The 20264-nt window shown below is 72.6% G+C and carries 22 protein-coding genes; 14 read left to right on the top strand and 8 right to left on the bottom strand.

What is annotated here, in order from left to right:
• Positions 1-278 (top strand): transposase (locus ID574_RS56975; RefSeq protein ID WP_188197437.1); only part of this gene is annotated, 278 nt, incomplete at its 5' end.
• Positions 279-293: 15 nt separating this feature from the next.
• Here ID574_RS56975 and ID574_RS56970 read toward each other — a convergent pair.
• The gene (locus tag ID574_RS56970) at positions 294-494 is read right to left on the bottom strand and encodes a hypothetical protein (protein WP_188197436.1); all 201 of its coding nucleotides are present in this window, start codon (positions 492-494) and stop codon (positions 294-296) included.
• Between the two features lie 844 nt (positions 495-1338).
• On the opposite strand from ID574_RS56970, the gene ID574_RS62635 reads away from it, so the two are divergent.
• Complete coding sequence (locus tag ID574_RS62635) at positions 1339-1737, top strand: hypothetical protein (RefSeq protein ID WP_336245676.1); 399 nt, start codon at positions 1339-1341, stop codon at positions 1735-1737.
• A 32-nt stretch (positions 1738-1769) separates the two neighbouring features.
• On the opposite strand, the gene ID574_RS62630 is transcribed toward ID574_RS62635, so the two are convergent.
• A complete protein-coding gene (locus ID574_RS62630; RefSeq protein ID WP_336245675.1) occupies positions 1770-1910 on the bottom strand; it encodes a hypothetical protein in 141 nt (46 codons plus the stop codon).
• 123 nt (positions 1911-2033) lie between these two features.
• Between ID574_RS62630 and ID574_RS62625 the strand changes: the two genes are divergently transcribed.
• Complete coding sequence (locus ID574_RS62625; RefSeq protein WP_336245674.1) at positions 2034-2903, top strand: tyrosine-type recombinase/integrase; 870 nt, start codon at positions 2034-2036, stop codon at positions 2901-2903.
• Between the two features lie 134 nt (positions 2904-3037).
• Here ID574_RS62625 and ID574_RS56960 read toward each other — a convergent pair whose 3' ends face one another.
• Positions 3038-3949, bottom strand: a complete 912-nt coding sequence (locus ID574_RS56960) for an EamA family transporter (RefSeq protein WP_188197435.1) — start codon at positions 3947-3949, stop codon at positions 3038-3040.
• A gap of 76 nt (positions 3950-4025) precedes the next feature.
• Between ID574_RS56960 and ID574_RS56955 the strand changes: the two genes are divergently transcribed.
• Entirely contained in the window at positions 4026-4538 is a 513-nt protein-coding gene (locus ID574_RS56955; protein WP_188197434.1) for a MarR family winged helix-turn-helix transcriptional regulator, read from the top strand.
• Between the two features lie 73 nt (positions 4539-4611).
• Here ID574_RS56955 and ID574_RS56950 read toward each other — a convergent pair whose 3' ends face one another.
• A complete protein-coding gene (locus ID574_RS56950) occupies positions 4612-5493 on the bottom strand; it encodes an alpha/beta fold hydrolase (RefSeq protein ID WP_188197433.1) in 882 nt (293 codons plus the stop codon).
• A gap of 326 nt (positions 5494-5819) precedes the next feature.
• Here ID574_RS56950 and ID574_RS56945 point away from each other — a divergent pair, with 326 nt between their 5' ends.
• Together ID574_RS56945 and ID574_RS56940 are read left to right on the top strand one after the other, a co-directional pair.
• On the top strand, positions 5820-7025 hold the full coding sequence (locus ID574_RS56945; RefSeq protein ID WP_188197432.1) for an MFS transporter: 1206 nt from the start codon (positions 5820-5822) through the stop codon (positions 7023-7025).
• A gap of 35 nt (positions 7026-7060) precedes the next feature.
• The gene (locus ID574_RS56940) at positions 7061-8050 is read left to right on the top strand and encodes a small ribosomal subunit Rsm22 family protein (protein WP_188197431.1); all 990 of its coding nucleotides are present in this window, start codon (positions 7061-7063) and stop codon (positions 8048-8050) included.
• Here ID574_RS56940 and ID574_RS56935 read toward each other — a convergent pair whose 3' ends face one another.
• Entirely contained in the window at positions 8051-9841 is a 1791-nt protein-coding gene (locus ID574_RS56935) for an ABC transporter permease subunit (protein WP_188197430.1), read from the bottom strand.
• A complete protein-coding gene (locus ID574_RS56930; protein ID WP_188197429.1) occupies positions 9842-11353 on the bottom strand; it encodes an ABC transporter substrate-binding protein in 1512 nt (503 codons plus the stop codon).
• 110 nt (positions 11354-11463) lie between these two features.
• Here ID574_RS56930 and uppS point away from each other — a divergent pair, with 110 nt between their 5' ends.
• The 3 genes from uppS (at position 11464) to ID574_RS56915 (ending at position 14277) form a co-directional block, all read left to right on the top strand.
• Positions 11464-12279 carry a polyprenyl diphosphate synthase gene (uppS, locus tag ID574_RS56925; RefSeq protein ID WP_188197428.1) on the top strand — a complete coding sequence of 272 codons (816 nt, stop codon included), beginning with the start codon at positions 11464-11466 and terminating at the stop codon, positions 12277-12279.
• A 78-nt stretch (positions 12280-12357) separates the two neighbouring features.
• Positions 12358-13266, top strand: coding sequence for a pentapeptide repeat-containing protein (locus tag ID574_RS56920; protein WP_223168138.1), 909 nt, complete (start codon positions 12358-12360; stop codon positions 13264-13266).
• Between the two features lie 246 nt (positions 13267-13512).
• Positions 13513-14277 (top strand): phosphotransferase, encoded by a 765-nt coding sequence (locus tag ID574_RS56915; RefSeq protein WP_188197427.1) that lies wholly within the window; start codon positions 13513-13515, stop codon positions 14275-14277.
• A gap of 93 nt (positions 14278-14370) precedes the next feature.
• On the opposite strand, the gene ID574_RS56910 is transcribed toward ID574_RS56915, so the two are convergent.
• A complete protein-coding gene (locus ID574_RS56910) occupies positions 14371-14829 on the bottom strand; it encodes a MarR family winged helix-turn-helix transcriptional regulator (protein WP_188197426.1) in 459 nt (152 codons plus the stop codon).
• 114 nt (positions 14830-14943) lie between these two features.
• Here ID574_RS56910 and ID574_RS62620 point away from each other — a divergent pair, with 114 nt between their 5' ends.
• The gene (locus ID574_RS62620; RefSeq protein ID WP_188197425.1) at positions 14944-16470 is read left to right on the top strand and encodes an LLM class flavin-dependent oxidoreductase; all 1527 of its coding nucleotides are present in this window, start codon (positions 14944-14946) and stop codon (positions 16468-16470) included.
• Here the strand turns inward: ID574_RS62620 and ID574_RS62195 are convergent.
• Entirely contained in the window at positions 16394-17632 is a 1239-nt protein-coding gene (locus tag ID574_RS62195; RefSeq protein ID WP_188197424.1) for an MFS transporter, read from the bottom strand. The two genes, ID574_RS62620 and ID574_RS62195, sit on opposite strands and share 77 nt — an antisense overlap.
• Positions 17633-17685: 53 nt before the next feature.
• Between ID574_RS62195 and ID574_RS56895 the strand changes: the two genes are divergently transcribed.
• From ID574_RS56895 to ID574_RS56880, 4 genes are all read left to right on the top strand, one after another.
• Complete coding sequence (locus ID574_RS56895; protein ID WP_188197423.1) at positions 17686-18063, top strand: MerR family transcriptional regulator; 378 nt, start codon at positions 17686-17688, stop codon at positions 18061-18063.
• Complete coding sequence (locus tag ID574_RS56890; RefSeq protein ID WP_188197422.1) at positions 18060-18689, top strand: GNAT family N-acetyltransferase; 630 nt, start codon at positions 18060-18062, stop codon at positions 18687-18689. The genes ID574_RS56895 and ID574_RS56890 overlap by 4 nt, the downstream gene beginning before the upstream one ends.
• 204 nt (positions 18690-18893) lie before the next feature.
• A complete protein-coding gene (locus tag ID574_RS56885; protein ID WP_188197421.1) occupies positions 18894-19265 on the top strand; it encodes a hypothetical protein in 372 nt (123 codons plus the stop codon).
• A 96-nt stretch (positions 19266-19361) separates the two neighbouring features.
• The gene (locus ID574_RS56880; RefSeq protein WP_188197420.1) at positions 19362-20204 is read left to right on the top strand and encodes an LLM class flavin-dependent oxidoreductase; all 843 of its coding nucleotides are present in this window, start codon (positions 19362-19364) and stop codon (positions 20202-20204) included.
• Positions 20205-20264 lie beyond the last annotated feature (60 nt).

Raw genomic sequence — 20264 nt, 5'->3', positions numbered from 1 at the left:
TCGCCGGCTTCCCGCGCGAGATCTGGCCGCAGATCTGGTCCAATAACCCGCAGGAACGGCTGAACAAGGAAATCCGCCGCCGCACCGACGTGGTCGGCATCTTCCCCGACCGGGCCGCGATCATCCGGCTGGTCGGAGCGGTGCTGGCCGAACAGACCGACGAGTGGGTCGAAGCCCGCCGCTACATGGGCCTGGACATCCTGGCCAAAGCCCGCGTCCAGCTCGTCGCCAGCGACACACCGATCCAGCAACCGCTCCCGCAGACACTTACCGCTTAACCTGCAGAAACAGGATCACGCGAAGATCGATTCATACACCACGTCCGTGGACGTGACCCGCCACCCAGCGATGATGTCCTCGGCGAAGTCCTCCACGAACCGGAGCGCCCAGATCAGCGGCGGAGACATCACCGCCGGATGAATAGGTGCGGTTGTGCCCATGGCGTCAGCTTCGGGCAGGTAATCACTGTGATCTCCCGCTTCCCAGGGAGGCATGGGGATGCGATCCTGCGCCAGCAGATGCGGCCCATAACCCCAGAGCAGACTGATGGAGTAGAAAATCTTGGTGACTTCTCGGCTGCCCTTGATGCCGACACTGGCGGCGTAGGCTTCGAGGTCGCCGGTGGTGACCTGTGCGAGCCTTTGATCCCGTTTCCCGTCGACCAGTTCACGAAGTCACGCAAATAGCCCATGTGCGTGCGGATCGTTTCGGCGGAACGCCAGAGGGCCCGGCTGGTCGCCTTGCGGTCCAGGAGCTCTTCAGGGGTGGGCATGTTGATCATGCACCAGCCCGTCCGGCGAATCGAGGAACACATCACCAGGTCGGTGTAGTCGTCCCATTTGACCATCACCACGCTGCCGTGGCAGCTGGCGTTCAGGACCGACAGGTTCCATCGGTCGGCGCCATAACGGGACACAGCGTCGATGTCTACCGCCGGGTCAACCGGTCAGGGCTGACGAACGGGTCGCCGTCGCCGACAAGCCAGCCTTCGACGCCCGCTGTGGCGTGGCGGCTGCTCATGCGGCCTCCAGCTTGCGGGTCAGCATGCGGTCGACCAAGTCCCGGTCGGCATCGGTGATCTGTGCTCGCGCCTGACCCACTGGTATCGAGGGACTCGTCCCTTCTGTGTGACCCCGTCGATGGGGCCGGTTCCCCTGCCGGATCCTGCGGATCGGCAAGAAGTACCTGGTGCCCGCCGCCGCCCTGCTCGCCTTCCTCGGCCATACCGACCACACCGGCACCACTGATGAGAGGAAGGTCGGGACACGCGATGGCTGATGGCAGCACGTTCAAACGCTGCTCCTGCCGCGGAGACGACGGCAAGGCGCTGGGGCAGAAATGTCCCAAGCTGCGCCGCCCCGGCGGCGGGTGGAGCTACCGGCACGGCATCTGGACTACCAGATCGAACTCCCGCCCCGCCCCGACGGCACACGCCGCGGCCCGCTCCGCCGCGGCGGCTTCGCCAGCCAAGACGAGGCCGAAGCGGAACTCGCCCGGGTCCGTGAGCTGCTGGCGCTGACCGATCCGCGTGAGCCCGCCACCCGCACCCAGATCGCCGATCTGATCAAGCGCACCCTGACCGAGACCGGAGTGCTACCCGAGGCGGAGACCGTCCGCCGCAAAATCAAGACTCGGCAAGACCTCACCGTAGCCGCCTGGTTGGAGGAGTTCCTCACGCGCAAGCGGAAGATCGAGGAGACCACCCGCCGCTCCTACGAAGGCCACATCCGCCTCTAGCTCACCCCCTATCTAGGGCAACTTCGCCTGGATCAGCTCAAGGTCAGCGACATCGCGCTGATGTTCGAGCAGATCGAGGAGTTCAACGACACCATCGCCGAACGCCGCGCCAGCCCCGACCCCGCAGTGCGAGCCAGCGTCAAATACCGGCGCCCGATCAGCATCACCACCATGCACAACATCCGCGCCACCCTGCGGCACGCCCTCAACATGGCCATGCGGCAGGACCGGCTGATCGGCTTCAACCCCGCCGCCATACTGGAGATGCCACCCAAGACCCGACCCAAGCCCCTGGTGTGGACCGAGGATCGAGTCCACACGTGGCAGGCCGACTTCCGCGAGTATCGGCGCACCGAGAAACAGCGCCGGAGCGGGCGTCGGGTCGACCCAATCGACGCCTACACCAGCGTGCCGCGCCCCTCCCCGGTGATGCTCTGGACGCCCGCCCAGACCCGCCTGTTCCTCGAAGAAGCCCAACGCCACCGGCTGTTCGCCCTGTATCGGCTCATCGCCCTGCGCGGGCTCCGCCGCGGCGAAGCCTGCGGGCTGCGTTGGAAGGAGGTCGCCTGGACGGCCAAGCCCTCACGGTCAACTGGCAGCTGGTACAGCTGGCGTGGCAGGTACACGAAGGCACCCCGAAGACAGAGGCGTCCGTACGCACCATCGCCCTGGACGCCGAAACCGTTCAGGTATTGCGCGCGCACCGGCAGCGGCAACGTCAGGAGCGCCTCGCCGCAGGGTCGGCATGGAAGGACAGCGGATTCGTCTTCACCCAGCCCGACGGCGACCGACTTCACCCCCAGCACGTCTCTGACCAGTTCCTCTGGCTCGCCTACCGGGCCGGCCTGCCACCGATCCGCCTGCACGACCTGCGCCATGGCGCCGCATCGCTCGCGGCCGGGGTGGAGATGAAGGTGGTGCAGGAAACGCTGGGACACACCTCCAGCATTCACCACCGACACCTACACCTCGGTCTACGCGCAAGTGGCCACCGCGGCGGCCGAGAAGACCGCCGCCCTGCTCCTCGACGACGAAGACCGGACACAGCCCGGAAAACTCCTCTCCCTGAGAGCCTGACAGTCGGATTAAGCATCCGGCCCCGCGATCGCCGCCTTCTCCGGCGGCTGCGGGGCCGCTGCTCTTTCCGCAGAGTTCACGGACGGTGAATGGATCATGGTGTGCAGGCACGATCGCCCTAGAACTTTGCTCCAGACCGAATCCGATGGACCGTTCCCACAGGTCAGACCCATGATCAAAGTGCGCCCTGCAGGATTCGAACCTGCGACCGTCGGATTAGAAGTCAGGATTGCTTTCCGGCCAGTACGCGGGGCGCCGCAGCCGGCGTGGGCGGCCGGGTGCGGGTGGGCTGGATCTGGGCGGCCACGAGGGCGCCCAGCACGATGGCGGCGCCGAGCACCTGGGCCGTGGTGAGCCGCTGGCCGAGCACCGCCCAGCCGAGCGCGGTGGCCACCACGGGGCTGAGCAGGCCCAGGAAGGTGACCTTGGTGGCCGACAGCTCCCGCAGCCCCCGGAACCACAGCGCGTACGCGAGGGCCGCCCCGATGATCGTGAGGTAGGCGTACCCGGCGAGGTTGGCGACGGTCAGCGTGTCCGGCGGCGGCCCTTCGACGGCGAGCGCCACGGGGAGCAGCAGCAGGCCGCCGGCCACGAGTTGCCAGCCGGTGGTGGCCAGCAGCGGCGCGGGCGACTGCCAGCGCTTGCTCAGCACGACGCCGACGGCCATGACGGCCGCGCCGCCCAATGCGGCGGCGACCCCGAGGACGTCCAGCCGCGCGTCGGCCCGCAGCACGAGCAGCCCGACCCCGGCCACGCCGGCCACGGCGGCGACCATGGTGCGCGGGGTCAGCCGCTCGTGCAGCAGCCCGGCCGACAGCAACGCGACCAGCAGCGGCTGGATGGCGCCGACGGTCGCCGCCACCCCTCCGGGCAGCCGGTACGCGCCCACGAACAGCAACGCGAAGAACACGCCGATGTTGAGCGCCCCGAGCACCAGCGCACGCCACCACCAGACGCCCCGGGGCAGGCGGCGGGTGATGGCCACGAGCAGGATCCCGGCGGGCAGGGCCCGGATCACCGCGGCGAGCAGCGGGCGGCCGGGCGGCAGGAACTCGGTGGTGACGTAGTAGGTGGTGCCCCAGATGGCAGGGGTCAGGGCGGTCAGCAGGACGATTCCCCATCGATTACTTAGCACTAAGACAAAGTATCTCAGCACTAAGCGACTTGGCCAGTGATTTACCTCACCGCTAAGACATCGCTAGGGTGGAGCCGTGGCAGATCACGTCGACTTCGTGCTCAAGCAATGGGAAGCCCAGCGGCCTGACCTGGACGTCTCCCCGATGGCCGTCATCGGGCGGCTGTCGCGGCTGTCGCGGCTGATCGACGCGGAGCTGCAGCGTACGTTCGCCGCGCACGGGCTCGACCGGTCGTCTTTCGACGTGCTCGCCACGCTGCGCCGCAGCGACCCGCCGCACCGGCTGACGCCTGCCGAGCTCATGCGGGCGTCCATGGTCACCTCGGGCGCGATCACGCAGCGGCTCGACCGGCTGGAGGAGCGCGGGCTGGTGAGGCGCACGCCGAGCGAGTCGGACGGGCGCGGCGTCTACGTGACGCTCACCGATGAGGGGTTCGCGTTGATCGAGCGCGCTCTGCCTGACCACGTCGCGACCGAGCACCGCGTGCTGGCCGCGCTGAGCGCGGAGCGCCGCGAGGCCCTCGCCGGCACCCTCCGCGACCTCCTCGAATCGCTCGGCGACGCCGCCGGCCTGTCGGCCCGCCGATAGGGCACGCCACGAGAGCGTCGGCGGCCGAGGCTCAGGAAACCAGGCCGGCGCTTGCCAGGTCGACCGCCGAGGCTCAGGAAACCGGGCCGGCGCTTGCCAGGTCGACGGCCGAGAGGAACGTCGTCAGCGCCGCCGTCACCTCCGCCGGGCGTTCCAGCGGCGGGAGGTGGCCGGTCTCGGGGAGGTCGATGCGGCGGGCCCCGGGGATGCCCGCCGCCAGCAGGCCCGACACCTCCTGGATGCCGCGCACGTCCGACAGGCCGTTGATGACGAGGGTGGGCGCGGCGACCTCGTAGAGCCGGCCGGCGGCGGGCGGGGCCAGGTGGCGTTCGGACGATCGGGGTCCGGTCCACGCCCGCTCGAACACCAGGCGGCACATCTCCACCGCCGCCTCCCACACCTCGGCGGACAGCGCGTCGCGGCCGCGGCCGGGGCCGGCGACCTGCCACAGCGTGTGCGCCTCCGCCATCGCGCGCACGTCGCCGGGGTCGACCCGGTCGGCCGCGCCCGCGCGGTAGCGGGCCAGGCGGTCGGCCGGCACCGAGCTGTGGACGCGTTCGCGGGCCTGCCGCAGCATGTCGGCCGACCACGCGTGACCGGCCAGCCCCGAGCCGATCAGCGCCAGGGCCGAGACGCGGGCGGGCGCGGCGAGTGCCGCCTCGACGGCGTACGCGCCGCCCATCGACGAGCCGATCAGCGCGGCCCGCTCGACCTCCAGAGCGTCCATGACGGCGAGCAGGTCTTCGTGATGGCACACCTCGCCCTCGGCGTCGCCCGACCGGCCGGAGCCGCGCCGGTCGTAGCGGATCACGCGGTAGCGCCCGGCCAGGGCCCGGAACTGGTGCTCCCACATGCGCAGATCGGCCACGCCGGCGTGCAGCAGCACCACCGTGCCCGCCGGGGCCGCCGGACCGGCCTCCTCGTACGCGATCTCGACGCCGCCGACGATCACCATGAGCACGACGCTACCGCCGGGGCGGAACCCCTGACGGGGTTGTTCGCCGGCGGCGCAGCGTGGCCGGCGGCGGGATCGAGGCGCTGCTGCGCGGCCCCGACCAGCGGTGCCCGCACGTCCGGCATGGTTCATAATGTCCCCGGGTGGATATCGCGCTATAGATGGGGGTTCATATGCGTCTCGGCAAGGTCACCGCCGCCGCTTCACGGCGAGGGCGCGTCACGTCCTAGCCGGTCGCCGTCGGGCTTGTGCCGGCGGGCGATGCTCCTCGTCCGAAGCGGTCGCTCGCGTCACCGACCGTTCCCCACCTTGTTCGAGGAGCTCTTTTGCGTGCCCCCACGTCCGCGCGCCTCGGCGCGGACTTCTCCAAGCTGTGGACCGCCTCCGCGGTCTCCAACCTCGGCGACGGCATCACCCTGGCGGCCGGGCCGCTGCTGGTCGCCTCGCTCACCTCCGACCCGGCGCTCGTGGCCGGCGCCGTGTTCGCCCAGCAACTGCCCTGGCTGTTGTTCGCGCTGGTCAGCGGCGCGTACGCAGACCGGCTCGACCGCCGGCGGCTCATCGTCGCGGTCAACCTGCTGCGCGCTCTCGTGCTCGCCGCCCTGGCCGGCGCCGTGGCGGCTGGCATGGCCGCCCTCCCTGTCGTCTACCTGGCGTTCTTCCTGCTCGGCGTCGGGGAGACGCTGGCCGACACGGCCGCGGCGGCGCTCCTGCCCGCCGTCGTGCCGCAGGATCGGCTGGCCGCCGCCAACGCCCGGCTGATGGCGACGTTCACCGTGGTCAACCAGTTCCTGGCCAAGCCGGTCGGCGCGGGGCTGTTCGCGGTCGCGGCGGCGCTGCCCTTCGGGGTGGACGCGGTGTCGTTCGCCGTGGCCGCCGCGATCGTGGCGACCGTGCGGCCGGTGCCCGCGCAGCCGTACGGGAACGGCGGCGGGCTGCGGGCCGAGATCGCGGCCGGGCTGCGGTGGCTGTGGCGGCACCGCCTCATGCGCACCCTCACGGTCAGCATGGGCCTGGCGAACGTCATGTTCGGCGCCGCGTTCTCGGTGTTCGTGCTCTACGCCCGCGAGCGGCTCGGCCTGTCCGAGGTCGGTTACGGGCTGCTGCTCACCACCTTCGGCGTGGGCGGGCTGGCGGGCACCGGGCTCGCCGCCTGGCTCCAGGCGCGGTTCGGGGCGACGGCGCTGCTGCGCGCCGGGCTGCTCGTCGAGGCCGGCACCCATGCCGCGCTGGCCGCCGTCACCGCGCCGTGGGCGGCCGCGGCGGTGCTCGTGGTGTTCGGGATCCACGCCATGGTCTGGGGCGTCATCGCGGCGACGCTGCGGCAGCGGGCCGTGCCGGCCGGGCTGCTGGGCCGGGTCGGGAGCGTGAACGCGCTCTTCGACGTCGGCGGGGCGGCCCTCGGGGCGCTGGTCGGCGGGCTGATCGCGCACACGCTCACGATCACCGCGCCGTACTGGATCGCCGCCGCCGTCATGGCCGCCATCGCCGCGACCGCCTGGCGTCCCCTCGCCGAGGCCCGATCCCTGTGACCCCCCGACCCGTCCCCACGAAGGTGAAACCCGCCATGCTCCCCGACGACCTCAGAGCCGCCCTCGACCAGGCCCTGGCCCGCTACTCCCCGCAGGAGCTGTCCCGGTCGGTCGCGCAGCTCACCGAGCGCTACCGCACCGGCGCCGCCACCGGTGTCGCCCATCTGCGGGGCGAGGCCGACGTCGCCGCCTACGCCGCGTACCGCATGCCCGCCACCTACGCCGCCGCCGCGACCGCCATGCGGCAGGCGGCCGCGCTGGCGCCGGGCTTCGAGCCGACGACGCACCTGGACGCCGGCGGCGGCACCGGCGCGGCGATCTGGGCCGCCGGCGCGACGTGGCCGAGCCTGCGGCAGGTCACGGTCATCGAACACGACCCGCACGTCATCGACCTGGGCCGGCGCCTGGCCCGCACCTCGGAGGCCGCCGCCGTGCGCGGCACCACCTGGCGGCAGGCCTCCATCCGGCCCGGCCTCGACCGGCCGGCGGCCGATCTGGCGACCATGTCGTACGCGCTGGGCGAGCTCCCCGAGGCGGATCGCCCGCATGTCGTCCGCTGGCTCGCCTCCGGCGCCGCCATGGTCGTCATCATCGAGCCCGGCACCCCCGCCGGCTACGCCACCGTCGCCGCGGCCAGGGAGACGCTGGCCGAGCAGGGCATGACCATCGTCGCCCCCTGCCCCCACGACGGCCGCTGCCCCATCCGGCAGGGACGCGACTGGTGCCACTTCTCCGTCAGGCTGCCCAGGAGCTCTCTGCACCGCCAGGTCAAGGCGGGCACGCTGAGCTTCGAGGACGAGAAGTTCTCCTACGTCGCCGCCACGTCCCGCCGGTGGCCGCGGGCCGGCGCCCGGGTGCTGCGCCACCCGCAGAAACGCAAGGGCGTGGTGTCGCTGCGCCTGTGCACCGAGCAGGACGGGGTCCGCGACGTGATCGTCTCCAAGCGCCAGGGCGACGTCTACCGTCAGGCCAGGGACGCCGGCTGGGGCGACGCCTGGCCCGCCACCACCGAGGAGGCCGGTTGATCAGGCGGCCGAGGCCGAGCTGATCCGCCGCGCGCGAACGAGCGCACGCTCGCCCCGCCCGGCCCGGACCTCTCGCCCCAGCGCGGCGCCCGTGACCGCCAGCACCGCGAGCAGGGCGAGCGCGGCGGCGGGGCCCAACACGGTCCATGGCGCCAGCTCGGCGTACGCCTGGTTCTCGGACAGCAGCCGCCCCCACTCGGGCGTGGGCGGCTGCTCGCCCAGACCGAGGAAGCCCAGTGAGGCCAGGACGAGGACCGTGGTGGGCAGCCGCAGCAGGGCGTTGCGCAGGAGCGCGGGCCCGAGCGCCGGCAGCAGGTGACGGCGCAGCAGGTGCAGCCGCCCGGCGCCCAGCCCGATCGAGGCGGCGATGTGCTCGCTCGCCCGCTCCTGTTCGAGCAGCGCCGACACCTGGGCGGCGTACGGGGTCCAGCCGACCAGGCAGACCGCGAGCGCCGCGCCGAGGACCGACGGCCCGGCGAGGCCCGCCACCAGCATCCCCGCCAGCACGGCGGGCAATGTCGACGCCACGTCCGTCAGCCCGGCGCTCACCCGCGGCAGCATGCCCAGCAGCAGGCCGGCCGCCACACCGGCCACGGTCACCACGGCCGCCACCGCGGTCGTGCGCAGAGCGCCGTGCCCCAGCCTGGCCAGCAGGTCCCGGCCGAGCGAATCCGTCCCGAGCGGGTGCTCGGCGGACGGCGGGAGGAGCCGGGCCGCGGTGTCCACGTGCAGGGGGTCTTTCGCCAGCCCGGCCGCGACCAGGAGGAGGAGCGCGACGGCGCAGAACCCGGCGGCGTACCGCAGCGACCTCTTCACGGCAAGCGGCGGGCGGTGAAGGGCGGGCAGCGCGCCGTCCCGGAGCGCGGGCCCCAGCAGGGACCGCCGCAGCGCCCCCAGGAGGAGGCCGGCGGCCGTGCCGAGCATGATCAGCACCAGCGTGCCGGTCTGCAGCACGGGCAGGTCCTGCGCCACGGCCGCGTCCAGGACGACCCGGCCGAGCCCGGGGATGTTGAAGATCTTCTCCACCGCCACCGCGCCGCCGACCAGCCCGACCAGCGTCGGCAGGAGCTGCGGCAGCACCGCGGGCAGGGCGCGGCGCACCGCGTGCCGTGCCACGTGGCCGGGCGGGAATCCGACGACGTGCCAGGTGCGGGCCCACGGTTCGTGGAAGGCGGCGGGCAGCGCCTGGTCGAGCAGCCCGCCGATCATCGCGCCGCTGGGCAGGCCCAGCGCGAGCGACGGCAGCACCATCGAGGCCGGTTCCTCCCAGCCGCCGGACGGGAACCAGCGCAGCCACACCCCGCCTACCGTGACCAGGATCGAAGCGAGCATGAATTTCGGCAGCGCGGCCACCAGCGCGGCCCCGCCACCCGCGCGGCCGTACCGCATCCTCCGCCGCGAGCCGAGGAAGACCGTGCGGGCGCAGACCGCCGCGGCGGTCGCCAGCGTGACCGCCAGCGCGCCCGTCAGCAGCGTGAGCGATACCCCGAGCGCCGCCGTCACCTGGGGCAGCACCGGCTCGCCCGACACCCAGGAGGTCCCGGCGTCGCCGCGCGGCAGCCCGCCGAGCCAGCGGCCGAGGAGGGCGAGGGGTCCGTCGTCCAGGCCGAGTCGTTCCCGTATGGCCGCCAGGGCCTCCGGCGTCGGATCCTGCTCGCCGGAGCGGGCCCGCAGCACGGTCAGCGCCGGGTCGATGCGGGACAGCCAGGGCAGCAGCGCAACGGTCGTCAGGAGTGCGGCCCCGGCGAGCAGGCGACCGGCCCCTGCCCGCCACGCCGGTCCGGTGCCCATCTAGCCGATGTGCGTGCCGGTGCCGATCAGGGAGCGCTCGCGCGGGTCGAGCAGCACTCCCTCGACGCCGTCGGCGACGCCTTGGACGACCTTCTCGTGGACGAGCGGCACGACGGCGTCCGTGCGCAGGATCTCCGCCTCCGCCGCCATGATCTTCTGCTGGCGCTTCGCCATGTCGCCTTCTTCGGCCGCGGCCGCGATGGCCTTGTCGACCGCGGCGTCCTCGAGGCGGGCGATGTTGTAGGCGCCGCCGGAGGCGAAGTCGCTGGCGAGGTAGGCCACCGCGTCACCGGTGTCGAGCAGCGTGACCCGGGAGAAGACGAGCGCGTCGTATCGGCCGGCGAGGAGGTCGGCCTCCATCTGGGTGTATTCCCGGACGTCCTGCTTCACCTTGAACCCGGCCTTCTCCAGCTGCTGCTGGAGGACGGTCGCCGCCTCCGGCAGCTCACTGCGGTTGGTGTAGGTGGCCAGGCGCACCGTCTTGTCCTTGGTCTGGGCCTGCACCTGTCCGGTGGTCGCGGCCGTCGCCCGTCCGGCGACCGCCGCACGGTGGGCGGCCGCCCACGGGACGGCGGGCCCGAAAAGGCCCTGAGCGGCGTCGGCGTAGCCGCCGAAGACCGAGCCGACGAGGGCGGAGCCGTCCACGGCGGCACGGGCGGCGGCGCGCAGGCCGGCGTCGCTGAAGATCCCGTCGCCGGTGTTGAGTATCAGACTGTCCGTGCGTACGGACGGGACCTCGTGCCGGGTCTTCTCGTCGAGCAGCTTGGCCTGGGAGGTGGGGATCCACTCGGCGATGTCCACGTCGCCCGAGCGCAGTGCGTTGGCGCGGGCGACGCCGTCCGGGATCCAGCTCACGTCGATGCCGGGGGCTTTCGCCCTGCCGCCCCAGTAGCCGTCGAAACGGTCGAGGGAGGCCGTGGTCTTGCCGGCGAGCTTCTTGATCTCGAACGCGCCGGTGCCGGTGCCGACCGGGCTGACGGTGCCGTCCTGGCCGTACGCCTTCGCCGACAGGATGCCCAGGGCGGGGCTGGCCAGGCGCATCGGCATCATGGGGTCCGGGTTCTTCGTGGTGATGGTGACGGTGTCGGCGTCCTCTGCCTTCGCGGTCAGCGTCACGTCGCTGAGCACCCGCGGTTTGGGCTCGGCGGCGCTCGCGTGGCCGAGGGCGTTGACGACGGCCTCGGCGGTGACCTCGGTGCCGTCATGGAACGACGCCTTGCGCAGGTCGAAGGTCCAGGTGGTGGCGCCGGTCCGGGTCCAGGACCTCGCGAGGGCGGGCTGTACCGCGCCGTGCCGGTCCAAGGCGGTCAGACCCTCCGCGACGGACAGCTTGCTCAGCACCGTGGCGTCGTTGCTGTAAGGCGAGAGAGCCTGGGCGGGTGGAACGGCGAGCGCGACCCTCAGCCGCTTCGGTCCTCCCGCGGCGGTGTCGCTGCCGCTCGCCGGGAAACAGCCGGCCAGAAGCGGCGGGAGCGCGAGGGCTATGAGGATGCCGCGGACGGTGGGGCGCATGGAGGGTGGGTCCTGTCTTACGTTACGACGCCGCTTGTTCACGAGGAGGCAGCATATAAGGTAAGCCTTACCGAACTCGCAGGGGGTCGCCTCGCCGGGGACGCGATCAAATGGCACGCCGTGCCCATCGGCCGCGCCATCCTGGAAGGGTGCGCATCACCGATCTTCTCCACGCCCTGTACGCCCGCCGCCTGCGCCGCCAGGTCATGGCCGGACCGCTGCCCAGACACGTCGGCCTCATCATGGACGGCAACCGGCGCTGGGCCAGGCAGATGGGCCTGGCCAACCCGAGCATCGGCCACAAGTACGGCGCCGAGCACATCGAGCACGTGCTGTCCTGGTGCGAGGGGCTGGGCATCCAGCACCTGACCGTGTTCCTCTGCTCGACGGAGAACCTCCAGCGCCGCGGCGACGAGGAGGTCGCGTTCCTGCTGAAGGTGATCGAGCAGATGGTCGCCGACCGGCTCGACCGGCCGGACGCCCGCTGGCGCGTCCACGTCGCCGGCATGCTCGACATGCTGCCCGACACCACCGCCCGCGCGCTCAAGAGCGCCGTCGAGGCCACCCGCACCTGCACGACCGGTTTCCACCTCACGCTGGCCATCGGGTACGGCGGCCGCCAGGAGGTCATCGACGCCCTGCGCGAGCTGCTGTACGAGCGGGCCGAGGCCGGCCAGTCCATGGTGGACCTGGCCGCGACGCTGACCGTGGACGACATCGCCAAGCACCTCTACACCGCCGGGCAACCGGACCCCGACCTGGTGATCCGCACCAGTGGCGAACAGCGCATGTCCAACTTCCTGCTCTGGCAGTCGGCCTACTCCGAGCTGTACTTCTGCGAGGCGTACTGGCCGGCGTTCCGCGAGATCGACTTCCTGCGGGCGCTGCGCAGCTTCGCCGCCCGTCAGCGGCGCTTCGGCGGGTGACCGGCCGCGCCGCGACGACGCCGTACTCGCAACCTTGAGTACCCTTGATCTGCCACCATCCACGAGGAGACCAGCACGTTGCCCGCAACCGACCCGCGCGAGCTCGGCCTGGTGGCCGACTGCGGCAGCTGTTTCGGGCTGTGCTGCGTCGCGCTGCCGTTCGCGGCCTCGGCCGACTTCGCCGCCGACAAGGCGGCCGGCGACCCATGCCACAATCTGCGCGACGACTTCCGCTGCTCCATCCACGAGCAGCTGAGACAGCGCGGCTATCCCGGCTGCACCGTCTTCGACTGCTTCGGGGCCGGGCAGAAGGTCTCGCAGGTCACGTTCGAGGGCCGGAGCTGGCGTGAGGCGCCGGCGACGGCGCGGCAGATGTACGCGGTGTTCCCGGTCATGCGGCAATTGCACGAGCTGCTGTGGTATCTGACCGAGGCGCTCACCCTGGAGCCCGCCCGGCCGATCCGGGCCGAGCTGCGGCAGGCCCTCGACGAGACGGAGCGGCTCACCCGCGAGCCCGCCGGCGTGCTGGAGAAGCTCGACGTGGCGGCGCACCGGGGCGAGGTCAACGGGTTGCTGCTGCGTACGAGCGAGCTGGTCAGGGCCGGGCACCGGGGCAAGGACCGCAGGGGGGCCGACCTGATCGGGGCCCGGCTCAGGGGCGCCGACCTGCGGGGAGCCAACCTGCGGGGCGCGTACTTGATCGGGGCCGACCTGCGGGGCGCCGACCTGCGCCAGGCCGACCTGATCGGCGCCGACCTGCGGGGCGCGGACCTGGCGGGGGCCGACCTGACCGGCAGCGTCTTCCTGACCCAGGCGCAGGTCAACGCCGCCAAGGGCGACGCCGCCACCCGCCTCCCCCACGCCCTCGCCCGCCCCGCCCACTGGCCGTCCACCCACACCGGGCCGACACCGTCACCCCGCCCCAAGCGGGAGCAGGGCCACCACGGCCGGCCACGCGGCACGGGCCGCCGCCCCCGCCGCCGTTGACGGCGCGTCGCCGTGGAGCGACGCCCGCGGGGATCGACTTCTGCTGATCAAACGCCCGATCCGCAGGCTGCGGGATCTCGTGGTGGAAACCGGTTGCCACTTGATGTTTCATGGCATCGGAGGGCAGGCGACGGCTCTCGGGGAGGCGTTCGGCCAGGCGGGTGACCGCTTCGTTGCCGCACGGCAAAGCCGACCGCACATGTCAGCCGTGACCGTGACGTGTACGGAGGCCTGACGAGGTGGCGAGTGGCCGGGACTCAGCTGGGCGGCGGCAATGACGCCGGCGCGGTTCGCGTGGGAGACACGGTCCGGCGGCCGGTGCGGGCGTGGACGAGATCGGTCCACGAGCTGTTGCGGCATCTGGAGATGAAGGGGTTCGAAGGGGCCCCGCGCGTCGTGGGCGTCGACGCCGACGCCCACGAGATCCTCACCTACCTCGACGGCGACGCCATCGGGGCCCGCTCGGTGTGGCCCGAGTGGACGCGTACGGACGAGACGCTCGTCCAGGTCGCGCGCTGGCTGCGCGCCTACCATGCGGCGGTGGCCGATTTCACGCCGTCCGCGGACGCCCATTGGCGCACCGGGCGGCGCTGGTCACCGGGCTTGATCATCGGGCACAACGACGCCGGTCCGTGCAACGCCGCCTGGCGCTCCGGCCGCCTGGTCGGCTTCTTCGACTGGGACTTCGCCGGGCCGACGACGCTCGACGCGGACGTGGCGCTGATGGCGCAGTGCTGGGTGCCGCTCCACGCCCATCGGGTGGCCGCGTCGGAGGGCTACGGCGACTTCGCGTCGCGGCCCGCGCGGCTCCGCCTGTTCCTGGACGTCTACGGGTGGACGGGCAATCCGGAGGCGATCATCAAGGAGGTCCAGGCGAGCATGCGCGCGCGGGCCGCCACGATCCGCCGGCTGGGAGTCACCGGTGACGGGCTCTACGTGAGGCTGCTGCGGCGCGGCGTCGCGGACGACCTCGACGAGGCGGTACGGGAGCTGGACGACTTCTTCAGGTGACGCCCCGGGCTCAGGGCCGCTTCCCGCGATGCTCGGACGCGGCAGTGCTTCGCGTGACGCTCGGACGCCGGCCTGATTCGCGTGGCGCTCGGCTCAGGCGCCGGACCAGACGCGGCCGGTCCGCGCGGTGTGCGCGGCCAGGATGCCGCCGATCGCGGACGCCAGCACGTCCCGGTGTTCCCGGGGCAGCTCCCCCGCCAGCGCCTCCAGCCGCTCGCTCACCCCGTCGTGCGCCAGCGCCCCCAGCCGCCGCCCTTCGGGGGTCAGCTCGATCCGGCAGGTCCGCCGGTCGCGCGCGTCTCGGACCCGGGCCACCAGGCCCCGTTTCTCGGCCCGGTCGACCAGTCCGGTCAGGCTCGACTTCTCCAGGTGCAGCGAACGCGACAGCTCCGTCATCCCGACGGGCCCGCCGGTGAGCAGGCAGAGCAGCTGGGTCTGCTGGGGCGTCAGCTCGTGCTCCTTGCCGACCTCGATGAACACCTGCTGCACCAGATGGGCCAGCCGGACCAGCGCCTGGGTGAAGTGCAGGACCGGCTCTCTCGTCGTGACCACGCCATCGAGTCTAGTTGACAGCCGTTCGCGACACGAACTATTTTCCTTCGTACAACCAACTGTTCGCACCACCAACTAATCTGGCGCGGCACGACGACCCCAGGGAGCCCTTCCATGCCCGACTACGGCCACGATCTGCTCTTCAGCGCCAACATCGTGCCGTCCGCGCAACACCCCGGCACCGTCGTGGCACTCGCCCAGCTCGCCGAGCGCTCCGGGCTCGATTTCGTGACCTTCCAGGACCACCCGTACCAGCCGGCCCACCTCGACACCTGGACGCTGCTGAGCTACGTCGCCGCCGCCACCGAGACGATCAGGCTGGCGGGCAACGTGCACCCGGTGCCGCTGCGGCCGCCGGCGATGCTCGCCCAGGCCGCCGCCAGCCTGGACCTGCTCAGCGGCGGCCGGTTCGAGCTGGCGCTGGGCGCGGGAGGGTATTGGGACGCCATCGCCTCCATGGGCGCCCCGCGCCTGACCCCGGGCCAGGCCGTGGACGCGCTGGAGGAGGGCATCCAGATCATCCGCGCCGCGTGGGACACCGACGCGCCCGGCGGCATCCGGTACGACGGCACGTACCACCGGGTCGACGGCGCCCCGCGCGGGCCGCGGCCCGCCCACGACATCGGCATCTGGCTGGGCGCGTACAAGCCCCGCATGCTCCGCCTCACCGGCCGGCTCGCCGACGGCTGGCTGCCCTCCCTCCCCTACCTGAGGACCACCGCCGAGATCGCCGAGGGCAACGCCGTCATCGACGAGGCCGCCGCCGAGGCGGGCCGCTCGCCGGGCGACGTCCGCCGCCTGCTCAACCTCGGCGAGGAGCTGCCGCCGGCCCAGCTCGCCGAGCTGGCGCTGGAGCACGGCATCAGCGTCTTCATCCTCGGCGGCGACCCCGGCCAGATCCAGCGCTTCGCCGCGGAGACCGCGCCCGCCGTGCGCGAGCTGGTCGCCGCCGGACGCCGCGCGCCCGGCCACGAACGCCGCGACCCGGCGGAAGACCGGGAGAACGCGCCCGAAGCGGCAGGACGGCCGCGCGACGACGGCCCCGCGCTCGCGATCACCCCGACCCCGGATGACGGCGTACGCCTGTCCGACCTGCGCGTGTGGGACGAGAGCACCCGCCCCACCGCCCCGCGGCCCGATCCCGGCAGGAGCTACACCCCGAGGGAGGTGGCCAACGGCCGGCACCTCATCGACGTCCACGACCACCTGCGTGCCGAGCTCGCCCAGCTGCGCGATCTGATCGACCAGGTCGCGGCCGGAGCGCTCGACGCGGCCGCCGCCCGGTCCCACATCAACACCATGACCATGCGCCAGAACAACTGGACCGTCGGCGCCTACTGCGAGTCCTACTGCCGGCTCGTCACCATGCACCACAGCGGCGAGGACGCGATGATCTTCCCGCGTCTGCGCCGAGCCGAGCCCGCGCTCGCCCCGGTGCTGGACCGGCTCAAGGAGGAGCACCAGGCGATCCACAAGATCCTGGAGCGCATCGACCGGGCGCTCGTGGCGTTCGTCGGCGACCCGGCCGGCCGCCTCGGCGACCTGCGTTCCGCCGTGGACCTGCTCACCGACAGCCTGCTGTCGCATCTGTCGTACGAGGAGCGCGAGCTCGTGGAGCCCCTGGCCAGGCACGGCCTGTAGGGCGCGGCGGCGGGAACGCGTGCCGCCGCGCCGCGACCACGACCGCCAGGGCGCCGGCCACCAGCGGCAGGGCGGTCCACGGCAGCGCCCCCGCCCCGGCGCCCTCCAGCACCACGCCGCCGGTCAGCGACCCGGCAGCGATCCCGAGGTTGTAGACGGTGGTCTGCATGGAGGTGGCCACGTCCGCGTCGGCCGGCCCTGAGGCGTTCACCAGGGCCGCCTGCAGCAGCGTCGGCACTCCCCCGAACGCCGCCCCCCACAGCGCCACCGCCGCGAGCAGCACCCAGGCCGGGCCGCCCAGCGCCGGCATCGCCGCCGCCACCATCGCCAGCACCACCAGGAGCGCCGCCCGCAGCCACCGGTCGATCACCGCCCCGACGACCCAGATCCCGGCCACCGTCCCGACGCCGAACACGAGCAGCACCACGCTCGTCTCCACGGCCCCGGACAGCTCCGCGAGCGGCGCCAGGTAGGTGTACACCGCCTGATGCCCGACGAGCACGAGCACCGTCACCCCCAGCACCGTGCGGACGCCGGGCAGGACCGCCACGTCCCGCAATCGCGTCCGCGCCCCGGCCGCCTCGCCTGGGAAGTCCGGCACCTTCCACAGCACCCACGCCACCAGCACGGCCGCCACGACCGACAGCCCGCCGAACGCCCAACGCCACCCGAAGGCCGAGGCCAGCGCCGCGCCCGCCGGGATCCCCGCGCACAACGCCACCGTGATCCCGGCGGAGACGATCGCGATCGCCCGGCCCCGCCGCCCGGCGGGCACCATGCGGGCCGCGTACCCCACCAGCATGGCCCACAGCAGCCCGCCCATGACCCCGGCCAGCAGGCGCGCCGCGAACGTCACGGCGTACGACGACGACACGGCGGTCACGGCGTTGAGCAGCGCGAACCCGGCCAGCACGCCGGCCAGCACGGGCCTTCGCCGCAACCCGCGCAGCAGCGCCGTCAGCGGGATCGCGGCCAGGCACGACGCCACGGCGTAGCCCGTCACCAGGAACCCGACCCGCGCCTCCGGAACGTCCAGCGCCCCGGCCATGCGCGGCAGCAACCCGGCGGGCAGCAACTCGGTCATGACGGCGGTGAAAGCGGCCGTGAACAGGGCCAGCAGGCCCGGCCACGGCATCCGCCGGGCGATCATCGCATCAGACATGCGACCATGCTGAAACCTTCTCATCAATGTGAAGGCAAGTGAGGGAGCGCACCATGAAGATCGGGCAGCTGTCGCAGCGCACCGGCGTCCCCACCCGGATGCTGCGTTACTACGAGGAGCAGGACCTCCTGCACCCCGGCCGGGCCGGCAACGGCTACCGCGACTACCCGGAGTCGGCGGTCTACCGCGTCCAGCAGATCCGCGGCCTGCTCGACTCGGGTCTCACCACGGAGATCATCCGCCGGATCATCCCGTTCCTCGACAAACCCGAGGAGATCCATCTGCATCCGGACTGCCTCACCTCGGAGCTGGCCGACCTGCTCAGGTCCGAGGCCGAGCGCATCCAGCAGCGCATCGACTGCCTGTCCCGCAACCGCGACCGGATCCTCGCCTACCTCTCCGCCGTCGAGACCCGCCAGGGGCAGGCATGAGCGTGCGGTCGCTGGCCGATCTCCTCGCGGACGTGGAGCGCGGCAGGACGCCCGAGGCGGACGGCGGCCTGACGATCCTGCCCCAGCCGTCGCCCCGCGACGCAGGCGTCATCGCGTTCACCGGGCACCACGTGGTCTTCGCCGACCTCGCCCCGGAGTGGATCAGGGATCGGCTCCCGCCCGACGACCTCTCGGCGCCGCTCGGCCCGCCGTTCCTGCAGGCGCTCGCGGAGCGGACCGGGCGCGGGATCGGCACCGTGGATCTGCTGGGCCTGGCCCGGCCGCTCGGCGGCCCTCCCCCGGTTCCGCTGGAGGAGATCACCGGCACCGATCATCCGCGGGTGGCGCGCGCCCTCGGCTACCGCGACGGGGTACGCGTGTGGACGTGCGAGGGCGGCCTGCTCACCGTGGGACGCGGCGTCGCGGGGCGGTGGGAGGCGGCGGTCGAGGTCGAGCCGGGCCACCGGGGCCGCGGGCTGGGGCGGCTCCTGGCCCGGTCCGCCCGCCACCTCGTACGGGATCCCGTGTGGGCGCAGATCGCGCCCGGCAACGCGGCCAGCGTGCGGGCCTTCCTGGCGGCCGGCTACCTGCCGGTCGGCGCCGAGGTTCTTTTTCCCGCGAGATGACGTGACCGCGCGGGAGGCCATCGCCCCGACGGTCGCGCCCGGCACGCCGGCCCCCGTGCTGACCGAGTTCTTCAACCAGGTGCGGTGATGTCGTGGGCAAGAGCTTCCCTTGTTGGGCGAAAAGCGGGCGTGGCGGTACGACACCCCCACAAGATCGCTACGTATAGTGATGGCCGATGTCACTTCGTGATCACAGGGGGAATCATGAGAAGTAGCCTCATCGCCACCGGTGGTGCGCTCCTCGCCGCGGCCGTGCTGTTCGGAGGCGCCGCCCCGGCCACCGCCGGGGACGACTCGGGGACCAGGGACAGGTGGAACGACAGCTGGGGCGACTGGTCTCAGCACTACCCGCAGCACTGCGACGTCGGGGTCAACGACGACCAGACCTACCACCACGTCACCAAGCAGGGGGTGTTCGCCGGCACCCGCGACACCGACGGCTGCCAGAACACCGACTTCTTCGACGACCTCCCCGGTGACGACATGAGGGACCGCGACCGGCTCAACCGCACCTCGTCGTTCGCCGAAAGCTCGCCGGGCACCGCAAACGGGCTCACCAGCCGCATCAGCGAGTGATCTCACCGGCGAACGCCCGGGTCCCCGCGGCCACAAGGCGGCGCCGGGACCCGGGCGTTCGCCGCGTCCTCCACAGGCCCCGGCTACCATGATCCGATGCGACTCGGCGTGAACGTCCCGAACTTCGGCCCCGGCACCGACCCGGGCGTCCTGCGGCAATGGGCCCTGACCGTCGAAGGGCTCGGGTTCGACCTGCTGATGGTGTCCGACCATGTGGTGATCACCCCTGACGTAGCGGAGCAGTATCCCGCGCCGTTCTACGAGCCGTTCACGACCCTGGCCTGGCTCGCCGGCGCCACCGCCCGGATCGGGCTCGGCACCACGGTCCTCATCGTGCCGTACCGGCATCCCCTGCTCGTGGCCCGCATGGCCGCCAACCTCAACGACCTCAGCGGCGGGCGGCTGGTGCTCGGCGTGGGCGTCGGGTGGGCGCGGCAGGAGTTCGAAGCCCTCGGCGTGGCGCACGAGCGGCGTGGCAGGCTCACCGACGAGCACCTCGCCGCCATCCGCGCCGCCTGGGCCGACGAGTCCGACTACCGCTCCGGCGGGGTGCCGATCTGGGTGGGCGGTGGCAGCGACGCCGCCCTGCGCCGGGCGGTGCGCTTCGGCGAGGCCTGGCACCCGCTCAGGAACACGCTCCCGTGGCTGCGCGAGGCGCTGCCGCGGCTGGAGGCGATCGCCGCCGGCCAGGGCCGCCCCCTGCCGGTCTTCGCCCCCAGGATCCTGCTGCGGCTGACCGACGCTCCGGTGACGGGGCCCGAGCGGCGCGCGGGCGAGGGCACGATCGAGCAGGTCGCCGACGACCTTGAGGAGTTGCGCCGGCTCGGCGCGGAGACCGTGGTGCTCGACCCGTTCATCGGCGACCCGGACGAGACGCTCCGCCCCGAGGCCGCCTGGCAGATGCTGGCCACCGTGGCCGCCCACCGCCCGCGGGAATGAGCCGGACGCCGCTGCTACGCTTTATGCCGTAAGGAGTTGTTCCGCGAGGAGAGTCGCCGC

Source organism: Nonomuraea sp. SYSU D8015, from assembly GCF_008065375.1.
GTDB lineage: Bacteria > Actinomycetota > Actinomycetes > Streptosporangiales > Streptosporangiaceae > Nonomuraea.
Note: the sequence above shows the minus strand (reverse complement) of the source record. Positions and strands in the feature narration are given on the sequence as shown.

Excerpts from the sequence above, each read along its gene's own strand:
- ID574_RS56970 (WP_188197436.1), bottom strand. The coding sequence starts at position 494 with ATGCCTCCCTGGGAAGCGGGAGATCACAGTGATTACCTGCCCGAAGCT.
- ID574_RS62635 (WP_336245676.1), top strand. The coding sequence starts at position 1,339 with ATGTCCCAAGCTGCGCCGCCCCGGCGGCGGGTGGAGCTACCGGCACGG.
- ID574_RS62630 (WP_336245675.1), bottom strand. The coding sequence starts at position 1,910 with ATGGTGGTGATGCTGATCGGGCGCCGGTATTTGACGCTGGCTCGCACT.
- ID574_RS56950 (WP_188197433.1), bottom strand. The coding sequence starts at position 5,493 with ATGGTGATCGTCGGCGGCGTCGAGATCGCGTACGAGGAGGCCGGTCCG.
- ID574_RS56940 (WP_188197431.1), top strand. The coding sequence starts at position 7,061 with ATGCTCCCCGACGACCTCAGAGCCGCCCTCGACCAGGCCCTGGCCCGC.
- ID574_RS56935 (WP_188197430.1), bottom strand. The coding sequence starts at position 9,841 with ATGGGCACCGGACCGGCGTGGCGGGCAGGGGCCGGTCGCCTGCTCGCC.
- ID574_RS56930 (WP_188197429.1), bottom strand. The coding sequence starts at position 11,353 with ATGCGCCCCACCGTCCGCGGCATCCTCATAGCCCTCGCGCTCCCGCCG.
- uppS (WP_188197428.1), top strand. The coding sequence starts at position 11,464 with ATGGCACGCCGTGCCCATCGGCCGCGCCATCCTGGAAGGGTGCGCATC.
- ID574_RS62620 (WP_188197425.1), top strand. The coding sequence starts at position 14,944 with ATGCCCGACTACGGCCACGATCTGCTCTTCAGCGCCAACATCGTGCCG.
- ID574_RS62195 (WP_188197424.1), bottom strand. The coding sequence starts at position 17,632 with ATGTCTGATGCGATGATCGCCCGGCGGATGCCGTGGCCGGGCCTGCTG.
- ID574_RS56895 (WP_188197423.1), top strand. The coding sequence starts at position 17,686 with ATGAAGATCGGGCAGCTGTCGCAGCGCACCGGCGTCCCCACCCGGATG.
- ID574_RS56890 (WP_188197422.1), top strand. The coding sequence starts at position 18,060 with ATGAGCGTGCGGTCGCTGGCCGATCTCCTCGCGGACGTGGAGCGCGGC.
- ID574_RS56885 (WP_188197421.1), top strand. The coding sequence starts at position 18,894 with ATGAGAAGTAGCCTCATCGCCACCGGTGGTGCGCTCCTCGCCGCGGCC.
- ID574_RS56880 (WP_188197420.1), top strand. The coding sequence starts at position 19,362 with ATGCGACTCGGCGTGAACGTCCCGAACTTCGGCCCCGGCACCGACCCG.